10 protein-coding genes and 1 riboswitch are annotated in these 12,517 nt (G+C 73.0%); of the genes, 4 read left to right on the top strand and 6 right to left on the bottom strand.

What is annotated here, in order from left to right; translation table 11 throughout:
* Positions 1-36 precede the first annotated feature (36 nt).
* The 4 genes from ABZV93_RS09020 to ABZV93_RS09005 all read right to left on the bottom strand — a co-directional run bounded on the left by ABZV93_RS09020 (position 37) and on the right by ABZV93_RS09005 (position 3,572).
* Entirely contained in the window at positions 37-1,134 is a 1,098-nt protein-coding gene (locus ABZV93_RS09020; RefSeq protein WP_354932653.1) for a glycosidase, read from the bottom strand.
* A gap of 69 nt (positions 1,135-1,203) precedes the next feature.
* Positions 1,204-2,061 (bottom strand): anti-sigma factor, encoded by an 858-nt coding sequence (locus tag ABZV93_RS09015; RefSeq protein ID WP_354932652.1) that lies wholly within the window; start codon positions 2,059-2,061, stop codon positions 1,204-1,206.
* A complete protein-coding gene (gene sigK, locus ABZV93_RS09010; protein WP_354932650.1) occupies positions 2,058-2,660 on the bottom strand; it encodes an ECF RNA polymerase sigma factor SigK in 603 nt (200 codons plus the stop codon). Before sigK ends, ABZV93_RS09015 begins: the two co-directional genes overlap by 4 nt.
* Positions 2,661-2,873: 213 nt before the next feature.
* A complete protein-coding gene (locus tag ABZV93_RS09005; protein ID WP_354932648.1) occupies positions 2,874-3,572 on the bottom strand; it encodes a transglycosylase family protein in 699 nt (232 codons plus the stop codon).
* Between the two features lie 4 nt (positions 3,573-3,576).
* Positions 3,577-3,734: riboswitch (cyclic di-AMP (ydaO/yuaA leader) on the bottom strand.
* A 475-nt stretch (positions 3,735-4,209) separates the two neighbouring features.
* Between ABZV93_RS09005 and ABZV93_RS09000 the strand changes: the two genes are divergently transcribed.
* From ABZV93_RS09000 to ABZV93_RS08990, 3 genes are read left to right on the top strand one after another with little or no spacing between them, the layout of a single operon-like run.
* Complete coding sequence (locus ABZV93_RS09000; protein ID WP_354932646.1) at positions 4,210-5,367, top strand: DNA repair exonuclease; 1,158 nt, start codon at positions 4,210-4,212, stop codon at positions 5,365-5,367.
* 10 nt (positions 5,368-5,377) lie between these two features.
* Complete coding sequence (locus ABZV93_RS08995) at positions 5,378-8,230, top strand: AAA family ATPase (RefSeq protein WP_354932644.1); 2,853 nt, start codon at positions 5,378-5,380, stop codon at positions 8,228-8,230.
* Between the two features lie 9 nt (positions 8,231-8,239).
* Complete coding sequence (locus tag ABZV93_RS08990; protein WP_354932642.1) at positions 8,240-8,728, top strand: GNAT family N-acetyltransferase; 489 nt, start codon at positions 8,240-8,242, stop codon at positions 8,726-8,728.
* A gap of 207 nt (positions 8,729-8,935) precedes the next feature.
* Here the strand turns inward: ABZV93_RS08990 and fdhD are convergent, their stop codons facing one another.
* Complete coding sequence (gene fdhD, locus ABZV93_RS08985) at positions 8,936-9,790, bottom strand: formate dehydrogenase accessory sulfurtransferase FdhD (protein WP_354932640.1); 855 nt, start codon at positions 9,788-9,790, stop codon at positions 8,936-8,938.
* Positions 9,791-10,029: 239 nt separating this feature from the next.
* On the opposite strand from fdhD, the gene ABZV93_RS08980 reads away from it, so the two are divergent.
* Positions 10,030-10,863, top strand: a complete 834-nt coding sequence (locus ABZV93_RS08980; RefSeq protein ID WP_354932638.1) for a TrmH family RNA methyltransferase — start codon at positions 10,030-10,032, stop codon at positions 10,861-10,863.
* Here the strand turns inward: ABZV93_RS08980 and ABZV93_RS08975 are convergent.
* Positions 10,817-12,508 carry a substrate-binding domain-containing protein gene (locus ABZV93_RS08975; protein WP_354932636.1) on the bottom strand — a complete coding sequence of 564 codons (1,692 nt, stop codon included), beginning with the start codon at positions 12,506-12,508 and terminating at the stop codon, positions 10,817-10,819. The two genes, ABZV93_RS08980 and ABZV93_RS08975, sit on opposite strands and share 47 nt — an antisense overlap.
* Positions 12,509-12,517: the final 9 nt, after the last annotated feature.

The raw sequence follows: 12,517 nt of genomic DNA, 5'->3' as shown, positions 1-12,517 counted from the left end.
AAGCGCCGGGCCGCACCGGAACGCGCCGACCCGTGTCTAGGTCGTACGGTCGGTGCGGTCCAGCCGGGCGACCCCGATCCGGGCGTCGGCCATGCCGTAGAAGACGTAGGTGCGGCCGGCGATCGTCTCCACCGCCGTGGGGAAGACGACGTTGGCGACGGTGCCGGTGCGTTCGTCGTCGGTCTCCGGCGTGAGCAGCGGCTCCGGCGTGCGGGCCAGCACCCGGCTGACGTCCAGGGCGTCCAGCAGCATCGCACCGGCGCCGTAGGTTACCCGCTGGGTACTCGGGTCCCAGCCGGGCGGGATGTGGCCGGTGACACCGTGGTGGATCACCAGCCAGCCCTCCTCGACCCGCATCGGCGGCGGTCCGGCGCCGATCTTCAGGTCCTCGTAGGGAAACTCCGGCTGGGCCACCTGGCGGTGGTCGTGCAGATGGGTGAGCGCGCGGATGTCCTGCTCGACCGCGGCCACCGGGACGTACGACACCCAGATGCTCGGGCGGTCGTCGTCCACACCGGCGGGCAGGTGGACGCCCTCGCCGGGACGGAACCAGCCGAGGTCCCACATCGGGCGGTGCAGCATGGCGTAGCAGGGCTCGCCGTCGGGCCCGGGAACCGGCTCGGGAAAGAACACCGCGTCCTTGTTGGGGAACAGGTTGAGGTCGGTGTCCAGATCGGGTTGGTACTCGAAGTGCACCGGGCCGAGGCGTCGCCAGCTGCTCAGGTCGTCGGAGACGGCGATGGCCAGCTTGGGGCCGATCGGGCCGTAGGCGACGTAGGTCATCACGTGCACGCCGAGGTCGGGCACCCAGGTGACCCGGGGGTCCTCCACGCCGGCGTTGTTGAGCCCGCGCTCCCAGCCCTCGTCGGGAGCCAGCACCACGCCGCGCCGATCCACGCTCACCGGCACGCCGTCGACGCAGTTGACCTCCGCGAGTCCCACCCGGGACACGTTGCCGGCCGCGACCATGCGCGGCAGGAGGTACAGCCGGCCGTCGGGGGTGTGCCCGCTGGCGGGATTGAGGACGCCCTCACTTTCCAGCTCGTTGTCCGGCTCCGGTGTCATCACCACGCCCAGCCGGGTGAGGGTGTACGGAACCTGGACGTGCGAAACCTCTGTCGCCTGCGTGCTCAACGGATCGGCCCCTCCCGAGATAGCCCCGCCGAACCTTAGCCTGAGCGTATCCGGGGCCACCGACAGGCGTCAGGCGAGCGGGACGGCCGCGACCGGCGTGGTGGTCGGTGCCGTCGACCCGCCCCGCGGCTCCACCGAGATGCCGAACGCGTTGGCGCCGCCGACACCGGACAGAACCTCGCTGACGCGTCCGGATCCGGTGACGTCGACGACACCGGCGGACCGGGCGTTCTTCCCGGCGATGAACCACAGCTGGTACGTGCGCCCCCGGGGCGGCGGGGACAGCCCGTCGAGGAGGACGACGGCCCGGCCGAGCCGCTGGGAGACCACGACGGTGACCTTCCCTCCGCCGCGGACGTCGCCGCGGACGGTTCGGGAGTCGGGGGCGGCCAGGACGGTCTCGATTCGCTGGCGTTCCTCGACGGCCTGGGCGGCCCGCTGCTGGGCCTGTTGGTACTGCACGACCCCCGCGCCGACCCCGATTCCGGCAAGGATGACAAGCGCGGCGGCCAGGGCGAGCAGTCCCCGCCGGCGAGGTTGCCGGCCGCGGTGTCCGTGGGTGGCCGGCTCGTGTCGCCCGGTGGCCGCCGGGCTGCCGGTGTTCCCCGAATCGTCCGGGCCGGTGGTCTGAGCGGAGGGACGGTCGGTGGGACGGCCGTTGCCGGAGCCGGGAGCCGCCTCCTGGCCGGTGGTCAGGATCGCGGCCAGGACCCTGGCGCGCAGCTGCTCCGGCGGTTCGGTGGCGGTCGCGGCGGCGAGGTTGGCCGCGACGGCGGCCAGTTCGCGTACCTCCTCCTGACAGGTCGAACAGGTGGCCAGGTGGGCCTCGAACTCGGCCAGCTCGGGTTCGGGCAGCGCGTCGAGCACGTAAGGCGCGGCCAGGGAGTGCAGGTCGGGTACGTCGGGGAGACCGGGAGTCGTCGTCATCGCGGGGCCCCCAGCTCGAGGTTGCCGATGCAGTCGCGAAGCCGGGCCAGCCCGTCGCGCATGCGGGTCTTGACCGTGGCCAGGTTGGCGCCGAGCACTTCGGCGACCTCGCGGTAGTTGTACCCCACGTAGTAGGCGAGGGTCACCGCCTGGCGCTGCAGGTCGGTGAGGGAGCCCAGGCAGCGGCGGACCTGCTCCTGCTCCAGGCTCGCCGTCACCTCCTCGACCACCTGGTCGTACGCGCGTGAGTTGTCGCCGGCCGCGGCCCGGCGTTCGCGGTCGGTGGCGGCCTGTTCGGAACGCACGCGGTCGACGGCCCGGCGGTGGGCCAGCGTGGTCGCCCAGGTGCGGACCGAGCCGCGGGAGGGGTCGAACCGGGACGCCGTACGCCAGATCTCGACGAACACCTCCTGGCTCACCTCCTCCGCGTGCGAGGGGTTGCGCAGCACGCGGCACACGACACCGAACACCTGGGATGCCAGCAGCTCGTAGAGCGCACCGAAGGCGTCCTTGTCGCCCAGGGCCACCCGGGGGAGGAGGTCGTCGGCGGTCGGCGACGTGTCACCCACCGGACGCGGTGGTCTGGGCGCGTCGTTCATCGGGACATCTTGGCGTGCGCCGTCGCCCGCGCGACGCGGCGGGGGCTCAGGGAGCGGCACGACCGGCCTGCTCGGACGACATGGCGTACGACATACCGGGCAACCTACCGGGCGAGGACAGGTCGGATGACCTGAACACCTGACGAGACGGACGAGCGCCCCGACCGCATGCCGCGGGCGGGGCGCTGATCCGGATGGAACGGGTGCGAGGGCTCAGCCGAGGCGGAGCTTCTCGTTCGGGAAGATCAGGTTGGGGTTGCTCCCGACCAGCTTCCGGTTGAGCTTCCACAGTGCACGCCAGCCGCCGTCGACGCCCTGCGCCTGCGCGATGGTGGACAGGGTGTCACCCGAACGGACCACGTAGTTGGCACCGGAGACCGCGTGCCGGGAGTGCGTGTGCCGGGTGTGCGTGTGCCGGGTCACGATCTTCGGCCGGGAGGTACCACGCGAGGAGCGCGAGCTGTGCTGCTTGCGCTCCTGGGACTGGGCCCGGGTGTTCGGCGTGCCGCCCTTGTCGGAGGAGCCGAGGCCCAGCTTCGCCGAGCATGCCGGCCAGGCGCCCCAGCCCTGCACCTTCAGTACCTTCTCGGCGATGGCGATCTGCTGCGACTTGGTGGCGTAGTCGGCGCGGGAGGCGTACTTGCCGCCGCCGAAGCCGGTCCAGGTCGAACGAGTGAACTGCAGGCCGCCGTAGAAGCCGTTGCCGGTGTTGATGTGCCAGTTGCCGCTGCTCTCGCACGCGGCGAGGCGCTCCCACGTGTTGGTGCTGGCGGCGTTCGCCGGAGTGGCGGCGGCAGCCATTCCGACCATGGGAACGGCGGCGGCGATGCCGGTGACGGCGGCGGTCTTCGTGACGCGCTTGGCGACGGTGTTCGTACGACTGGCGCCGCGGTGCTTGCCCTGATAGGCCATGAGTCTGTTCCCTCCCGTCGCCTGCGGAGTTAGCTGTCGGATTCGGGCGGGAGAAAGTGCCCGGCCGCACGAGGCGGCTTCACCCCAGGACCCGTTGCCGGGTCCGTATGTGGTTCCTCCGTCTCCGCCCGATGGAAGTACCGGGTCTGACGACAACCGCCGGGCGGAGCTAGGCGAAGCGGGTCGTAGCCGCCCCCGTTAGGCGCGACCGGCAATGACTGTACGGCGTGATCGTTTCGTTGCCAACCTGATCCAAAAGATTCACCCAAGTCGCGACCACGCTTGGTTTACCACGATGAAGTGTGCGCGGCGTGGACTGTGCCGAGCTCGGGACGAGCCCGAGAAGAGCCGGAGAAGACGTTCGCGAGAACGGCGCGATCGCTGCGAACACGGCGAAGTTGCTGGTGACAGCGTTGCGGTCGACGCAGTGACGGCCGCGAGACGATGGTATCGCCGCGCGGTCCGCGGGCACGAAGACCGGGCGGCGGAAGAACCTGCGACGCCGCCCGTGCGAGGCCGTGACATCGCCGGAAAATCCTTGTCGCGCCGACGGAAATCCTCCTCGTGGCTACGGCTTTCGTGGTCTCCGCGTGGCGAACGGGTGTTCGGGCGCGGGTCTCGCTAGCGTTCTGGCACGATGCCCGACACCACCATCAGGTTCCTGCACTCCGGCGACTGGCAGCTCGGGATGATGCGCCGGTTCCTCGGTCCGGAGGCGCAGGCGCGTTACGGCCAGGCCCGTGTCGACGCGATCGAACGTATCGGCGCGGTGGCCGCCCGCACCTCCGCGGCGTTCGTCGTGGTGGCGGGCGACGTGTTCGACGCCAACCAGGTCGACCGGAAGGTCGTCCTGCGGGCGTGTGAGGCACTGCGGGCCATCGCCTGCCCGGTCTATCTGCTCCCGGGCAACCACGACTCGCTGGAGCCGGGTTCGGTGTGGGCGAGCCCGATGCTCGCCGCGCACCTGCCGTCCCACGTCGAGGTGCTGCGCGACTCCGTCCCCCGTACGCCCGCGCCGGGTGTCGAGGTGGTCGGTGCGCCGTGGCGCACCCGCCGGCCGCTGCACGACCCGGTGGCCGAGGTGCTCGACGCCGACCCGCCCGCGGCGGGCGTGATGCGCGTGCTCGTCGGCCACGGGCAGGTCGACAGCCTCGCCCCCGACGTCGGTGAGCCCGCCCTGGTGCGCCGGCAGGCGCTGGAGGAGGCGATCGCCGCCGGCCGGATCCACTACGCCGCGCTGGGCGACCGGCACTCGCGTACGTCCGTCGGTGAGTCGGGCCGGATCTGGTACGCCGGTACGCCCGAGCCCACCCGGCCCGAGGAGGAGCATCCCGGCGACGTGCTGCTGGTGGAGCTGGCCACGGGGCCCGGCGGGCCGACCTGCACCGTCACCCCCGAACGCGTGGGCACCTGGCGGCTGCTCTCCCGCGTGGTGGAGGTGGACGGCGACACCTCACTGGACGCGCTGGACCGCTGGCTCGGCGAGCAGCCCGACAAGGCGCGCACAGTCGTCCGGCTCGGCGTGCGCGGCGCGCTGTCCGTCGCCGGGCTGACGCGCCTGGAGGTGCTGCTGGACGCGCAGACCGAGGTGTACGCCGCGATCCAGCGGTGGCGCCGGCACTGGGACGTCGGCGTTCTGCCCGACGACCAGATGCTGGACGACCTCCCGGTGACCGGCCCGGCCCGGGCCGCGCTGGAGGAGTTGCGCCACACCGTCGCCAGCGGCAGCGACGACGCCGCCGAGGCCGCCGACGCGCTCGCGCTGCTGCACCGGCTGGCCGGGGGAGCGGCATGAGGGGCGCGGCGTGAGGCTGCACCGGCTGACGTTGCGCGACTTCCGCGGAGTGGCCGCGCGCGACCTGGACTTCGACGAGGCTGGCGTCACCGTCGTGCTCGGCGACAACGAGACCGGAAAGTCCAGCATCCTGGAGGCGCTCAGCCTGCTGTTCGAGCTGCCGGACGACTCAAAGGCCGCGAAGCTGCGCGCGGTGCAGCCGGCCGGACGCGACGTACCCAGTGAGGTCGTCGCGGAGCTGACTCTCGGCGGGCAGCGGGTGCACTACCGGAAGCGGTGGTTCCGCCAGCGGCTCACCGAGCTCCGGGTCGACCCAGGTGGGCACACCTGGACCGGACGCGAGGCGCACGACGAGGCCGCGAGGTTGTTCGGCGCGCACGTGGACCAGAGCCTGTGGGCGGCGCTGGTCGTCGGACAGGAACACGCACTCGCCGTTCCGGCCGCCGGATCGGTGGCGGCGGTCCTCACCGCGCTGGACGAGTCCGCCGGCGGTGAGATCGACCACGGTGCGTCGGTGCCGCTAGTGGCGGCCGTCGAACGCGAGTACCAGCGCTACTTCACCCGGACCGGCCGGCCCAGCGGCGACTACGCCGAGGCGATCGCCCGGCGCGACCAGGAACGCGCGCGGGTGGAGGAAGCACAGGCGCAACTGGCCGAGGTCGAGCAGGACGTCGGCCGCGCCGAACGCCTGACCCGCGACCGCGCCACGATGAGTGCCAGGTTGCGCGAGCAGGAGACCCGGGTCGCGGAGCTCACCGACCGCAGGCAGGCGGCGGACGAACTGGTCGGTCAGGTCGACCGGCTGCGCCGCGACGCGGAGTTCGCCGCCGCGCAGGTCGAGTCCGCGCGGGCGGAGGCCGAGCGCCGGGCCGCGCTGGTCCAGGAGGTGAAGGAGCGCGACCGCGCGGCGACCGACGCCGAGGACGCGAGGCTGCGCACCTCCGCGGCTCTGCGGGCCGCGGAGCAGGAGTGGGAACGCGCCACCGCCGCCCTGCGCGTGGCCAGGGACGACCAGGCCGCGCGGCGGGCGGAGGTCCGCCGGCTCGACGCCCACCTGTCCCGGCTGCGTGACCGTGCCGACCTCGCCGACCTACGCGAACGCCTCGCCGCGGTGGAAGAGGCCCACGAGCAGGAACGCCGCGCCGCTGCCGCGCTCGAACGCTCGAACGTCGACGAGGCCGCACTGGAAGCCGTCGAGGCCGCGCACCTGGACGTGCTCGCCGCCCGGGCCGCGCTGGCCGCCGGGGCGCCGACGATGGTGGTCAGCCGCCTCGGTGACGCCGGTGTGGAGCTGTCCGGCGTACCCCTCGACGAGGATGACCGGGAGGTGACGGTCGACCGGGACACCACCGTCGTGGTGCCGGACGTGGTCGAGGTGACGGTACGACCGGGTACGGGCGCGGCCGAGCTCGCCGCCGCCACCGCGAGTGCCGAGGACGCCGAGCGGCGGCTGCTCGCGGAGCTGGGGCGGGCTGACATCGCCGCGGTCCGGCAGGCCGCCAGGGCCAGGGCGGAGGCCGAGCGAGCCCTGACCGTCGCTCGCGAGGTCCTCACCCGCCGGCTGGAGGGACGCACACTCGCCGACCTGACCGCCGCCCACGCCCAGCTGCTGGCCAGGGTCGGCGACGACCTCGACGACACCGACGACACCGACGACACCGACGAGACCGAGGACCCGGTCGACGACGACCTCGACGATCGCGCGGAGGACACCGCGGCCACGCTCTTCGACCCGGAGCCGGCTCCTGCCAAGAAGTCGTCGTCTGTCAAGAAGTCCCTGTCTGCAAAGGCTTCGTCGGCTGTCAAGGAGGCCTTGCCTGCCGAGGAGACGACGTCTGTCAAGGAGCCCTTGCCAGTGGAGGTGCCCCTGCCCACCACGCAGGAGGCGACCCGCGAGGCGCTCGCCCGCGCGCAGGCCGAGGACGTCGCCGCCGCGAAGGCGCTGGCCCGGGCCGAGTCTGCCGAGGCGGGCGTTCGTACGGCGTTCGAGACCGCGCGGGAGGAGGCGACCGAGGCGCGCGTGCGCGCCGAGCAGGCCGCCGAACGCCGCGCCGACGTACACGCCACGTTGGATCGGGACCGCGCCCAGCAGGGCGACGAACTCCTTGCCGCCGCGGTGGACAAGGCCGCGCAGGAGGCGGCCGCGATCGCCGCCGATCTCGCCGGGGCCGAGGACGCGGTTTCGCGCAGCGGATTCGCTCAGCTCGGTGAGCGGCTGGCGGAGGCGACGACGCTGCGCGCACAGCTGGCCGAGCAGGTCGAACACCTGCAGGACGAACTCAGCCGGGTGGAGGGCGCGCTGGAACGCGCCGGCGCGCAGGGACTGGCTACCGCGGCCGACCGCGCCCGGGCCGAGCTCGCCCACGCCGAGGAGCACCACGCCACCCTCGAACGCCGGGCCCTCGCGGCCGCCCGGTTGCGGGAGACGCTCGAACGCCACCGTGCGGAGGCCCGCCTCCGGTACGCCGCGCCGCTGCGCGACCGCATCGAGGCGCTCGGCCGGGTCGTGCACGGGCCGTCGTTCACGGTGAGCCTGGGCGCCGACCTGGAGGTGGAGGCCCGCACCGTCGACGGGATCCGGCTCCCGGTGTCGTCGCTGTCCACCGGCGCCCGCGAACAGCTCGCCACCCTGGTCCGGCTCGCCATCGCCGGCCTCACGGCCACCGACGGCAGTGGCGTCCCGGTCGTGCTCGACGACGCGCTCGGCTGGTCCGACCCGGGCAGACTGCAGGCGATGGGAGCGCTGCTGGCCCGCGCCGGTGCCGCCGGGCAGGTGATCCTGCTGACCTCCGCGCCGGACCGCTACGTCGGGACGGTCCCCGGCGCCCGGGTGGTACGAATCTGGGCAGGCGCCAGACCCTAGGCTGGCCCGGTGAACGACGCTGTTCGGCTGGTCCGGGTGACCGAGCCCCACAAGTCCGTCCTGGCCAACCTGCTGCAGCTCTACCTGTACGACTTCAGCGCCCTCAGGGACATCGAGCTGTCCACGCACGGGACGTACTCCTACCGCTATCTCGACCACTACTTCGTCGAGGCCGGCCGCGAGCCGCTGTTCATCCTGGTGGGTGACCGGCTGGCCGGGTTCGCTCTGGTGCGGCGCGAGGACGGGGTGAACCTCGTGGCGGAGTTCTTCGTCGTCTCGAAGCACCGCCGGCGCGGGGTCGGCCGGTCTGCGGCGCACGCGATGTTCCGCCGCTATCCGGGGGAATGGGGCCTCGACTACTACGAGTCGAACGACGGCGCCCGGCGGTTCTGGCCCGACGTGGTGCGCGCGGTGGCGACCGGTGAGATCGGCCGGCGGCGGTTCGGCCCGCCCGAGACCGACCTGCCCGCGACGCGGCTGACCTTCACCGTCGGCTGACGACACCGTCCCCTCGCGAGCTACCCACCTGGTCGGCGCATTCGGCGGCGGACAGGCCCGCGTCGGCCGCGCGGAGTGCACGTTCGACCGATGCGGCCGTCTCCGCGCTCTGCCCATTGGGCAGCGGCCACGCTCGTCTCGGGCGACGAAGTTGCTGGGGGTCCGGGCAACCCGGTAGTTGTCGTCACCTCCTCCGGCCAGGGCGGTTCAGCCGAGTTCGGTGAGACGTTCGGGATGGGTGTAGGCGACGTAGCGTTCGCCGCGCAGGAAGCCGACCAGCGTCATCCCGAACCGCTCCGCCAGGTCGACCGCCAGGCTGGACGGCGCGCCGACCGCGGCCACGAACGAGATGCCGGCGGCGAGCGCCTTCTGGCAGATCTCGTAGCCCGCGCGGCCGCTGGTGACGAGAACGTGGCCGGTCAACGGCAGCCGGCGTTCGAGGAAGGCCCAGCCGACCACCTTGTCCACCGCGTTGTGCCGGCCGATGTCCTCCCGGGCACGCAGCAGCGTTCCGTCGGCGGCGAACAACCCGGCCGCATGCAGCCCGCCGGTCCGGCTGAACACGTTCTGGGCCTCGCGGAGCCGGTTGGGCAGCGCGCACAGGAGGGCGGAGTCCAGCACCGGGCCGGGCGCGACGGGTGCGCAGCCGCGGAGTTCGAGCTCGTCCAGGCTCTCCTTGCCGCACACACCGCAGGCGGAGGTGGCCGCGCCGTACCTCGCGGTCGGAGCCTCAGGCAGCGGACGCGCGAGGTCGACGGTGACGACGTTGTAGCGCTGCTCGGTGCGCAGCGTCGGGTCGGTGCAGTACGCGATCCGTACGACGTCAGAGGCGTCGGTCAGCAGCCCCTCCGAGCGCAGGAACCCGGCGGCCAGTTCGAAGTCGGCGCCCGGCGTGCGCATGGTGACCACCAGCGACCGGGGGAGCGTCCCGGGCCAGCCGACCCGGATCTCCAGCGGCTCCTCGGTCGCCACCACGTCGGAGCGGCCGCGGACCGTGCCGCCGTCGACCTCGCGGACGCGTACTCGCACGGTGCTGCCCGGCCGCCGGGTGGGAAGACTCATGGCCCCATCCTCGCCCCGCGCAAAACCGGATGACCCACCGGCACACCCCGGCCTAGAGTCCGGAGGGTGGAGATGCGTCGCGGGTAGCGCCCGCGTGACCCCTCGGCCGCCGGCCCGGCCGTGGACCTCGAAGCGGACCGTCCCGGCGCCGAGCCGGTGCCACGCGGTCCGCCCGAATCCCCGTCTCTCCACCTTCGTGACCGCGCGTCGTCGCGGCCACCGTCCCCGGGAGCATCGCGATGGCGCCGCAACGCGTCGGTCTCCACCATCCCAGCCTGCGTCCGTTCCTGGCTGCCGCGCGGAACACCGCGCCGCCCGGTGAGGACCACGTGGTGGTCGAGGGCATCTGGGCGCTGGAGAAACTGGTGTCCACGCGGGCACAGGTGGACACCTTCCTGTGCTGCCCGGAACTGGTCCGTACCCCGCAGGCGCGACGGTGCGCGGACGCCCTGCGTGCGCGGGCCACGACGGCGTACGAGATCGGTCCCAAGGTGTTCGCCCGGCTGTGCGGCCGGGACCGCTCCGACGGCCTGCTCGCCCTGACCAGGCTCGCCCGCCGGACCGCGGCGGAGGTGGAGTTCGGCGACCGGGCGCTGGTGCTCGTGGCCGACGGCATCGAGTACGCCGGGAACCTCGGCACGCTGATCCGGACCGCGGACGCGTGCAGCGCCGACTGTGTCGTTCTGGTGCGCCGGCAGGTCCGGCCCAACCATCCCAGGGTGTTCGTGGCGAGCCGGGGGACGCTGCTCAGCGTTCCGCTGGTGGAGTTTCCCGACCCGGCACCGGCCGCCACCTGGCTGGAGCGGTGCGGGTTCACCGTCGTGGTGGCCGACCCCGGCGCGACCCGCGACTACCGGGCGGGCGACCTGTCCGGCCCGCGTACGGCCGTCGTCGTGGGCTCGGAGGGCCGCGGCGTCTCGTCGGGGTGGGACGCCCGGCGGGTACGGCGGGTGTCGATCCCTATGCTCGGGGCCGCCGACTCCCTGAACGTCTCGGTGTCGGCGGCGCTGCTGTTGTACGAGGCGCTCAGTTGCAGGTCGCGCCGCACTGCCGGCGCAGCAGCGCGTCGATGACGATGCCCTCCATGTCCTTGGGGTCGCGCGCGCGGTAGGCCCGGCCGTTGGTCGCGTCGGCGATCTTGCCGAGGGAGGCGAGGTCGGCCTGCGGGCCGATGCCCACCAGGATGACCGCGATCGGGCGGGCCGGGTCCGCCTCGGTCTTCATAGTGTTGAGCAGTTGGGTGAGCGAGACGCCCGTACGGTCCTCGTCCTTGCCGTCGGTGAGCAGCACGACCGAGTTGACCTTGGAGTCGTCGTAGCCGTTCTGCGCGGTGCGGTAGGCGGCCAGGAAGGTGTCGTACAGGCCGGTGCCGCCACTGACCTGGCTGGGCAGTTTCGCCAGCACCTTCGCCAACTCGGCGCGGTGCGCCGCCGACAGCTCGGCGGTCTTCGCGAGCTCGCGGTAGTCGCGGGTGCCGTCGCGGAGTTCGGAGAACTCCCACAGGCCGACCTCGCCCTTGTCGGGGAAGTAGCTGAGCGCGGTGCCGGCGGCGTCGCGGGCGAGCTCGATCCGGCTCCGGCTGCCGGCGGCCGCGGCCATCGAGCCGGACACGTCGACGACGGCCAGCAGTCGCGACTGCAGGCTCAGCGCGGCCCAGCTGCGCAGAACGTCGTCGGCGTCGTGCAGGGTGACCGGTGGCAGCACCTTCACGGTGCCGACGTCGGCGTTCTTCGTGGGCGGCGCCAGGTCGCGGTAGTCGCGGAACCCCGCCTTGCGGAAGGTGTCCCGGCCCTGCGGAGCGTCGGCGAACCTGGCCAGCGCGGCGCCGGCGGCGGCGACCTCGGCGGTGCGGGCCGCGTCGTGGCGGATGGCGACGAGGGGGTAGTCGAGGAGGACCGTGCCGTTCTTCGGCACGACCGCCACCACGTCGGTGTCGGAATGCTCCCGGGTGAAGCTCAGCACCTGTTGCTCGCTGGCGGGAACACCCCGTCGCAGGCCGGCCCCGGTGTCTGCCTGGGCGAGCTCGCGGTCGAGGGCGTCGACGCGGTCCTTCGCCAGCTTGATGAGCACCGTGCCGAGCTTGGACCGGGCCTCCTCGGCCTCACCGGTCACCGAGCGCCGCACGCCGAGTAGTGCGCTCAGGGCCACTCCCGACCGCTCCGCGTCCGCCACCGCCATCTGCCCGCTGGTGGCAAGCGTCGACCAGTTGTCCGCGTCGGCGCCCAGCTTCTCCGCCTGGCCCTGGGTGGTGGCGAGGACGATCGGCGACGCGGCCAGCGACGGGCTCAGCGCGAGCAGCCGCGACGACGGGATGCCGGTGCGGGCCACCCACTCGAACGTGTCCGGCACCCACAGGTCGGGGGCGTTCGCGTCACTGCCCCCGGTCTCGCCGGACAGCCGGGTGAACATGTCGCGGGGGCTGACCGCTGTGACACCGAACGTCAGGCACGCTCCGCCGACCGGGACCTTGTCCTTCTCGACGCGGGCGGCCACCGACTTCAGCGGTGCGACCATCTCGGGCGCGGCCGCGACCCGGACGCGCAGCGTGCCCTTGCAGGAAACCGACTTGCTGCCCGCCGACGCACCGAACTCGCGGACCCCGAGGAAGGCCGCCGTCGGAATGATCAACGCCAAGGCGGCGACGAGTACGAGCAGAGCGCGACCTCGGCCGTGGTGACGGCGGGGTCGCAGGTCTGCGGCGGCATGACGACCGGGCATAGCGCTGCT

It is taken from the genome of Actinopolymorpha sp. NPDC004070, assembly GCF_040610475.1.
In the GTDB taxonomy this organism is placed as follows: domain Bacteria; phylum Actinomycetota; class Actinomycetes; order Propionibacteriales; family Actinopolymorphaceae; genus Actinopolymorpha.
This window is presented reverse-complemented; position numbering and strand designations above follow the sequence as displayed.

Bases quoted from the DNA above. Each gene is read 5' to 3' on its own strand.
- ABZV93_RS09015 (WP_354932652.1), bottom strand. From the start codon at position 2,061: ATGACGACGACTCCCGGTCTCCCCGACGTACCCGACCTGCACTCCCTG.
- ABZV93_RS08980 (WP_354932638.1), top strand. From the start codon at position 10,030: ATGGCGCCGCAACGCGTCGGTCTCCACCATCCCAGCCTGCGTCCGTTC.
- ABZV93_RS09005 (WP_354932648.1), bottom strand. From the start codon at position 3,572: ATGGCCTATCAGGGCAAGCACCGCGGCGCCAGTCGTACGAACACCGTC.
- fdhD (WP_354932640.1), bottom strand. From the start codon at position 9,790: ATGAGTCTTCCCACCCGGCGGCCGGGCAGCACCGTGCGAGTACGCGTC.
- ABZV93_RS09000 (WP_354932646.1), top strand. From the start codon at position 4,210: ATGCCCGACACCACCATCAGGTTCCTGCACTCCGGCGACTGGCAGCTC.
- ABZV93_RS08975 (WP_354932636.1), bottom strand. From the start codon at position 12,508: ATGCCCGGTCGTCATGCCGCCGCAGACCTGCGACCCCGCCGTCACCAC.
- sigK (WP_354932650.1), bottom strand. From the start codon at position 2,660: ATGAACGACGCGCCCAGACCACCGCGTCCGGTGGGTGACACGTCGCCG.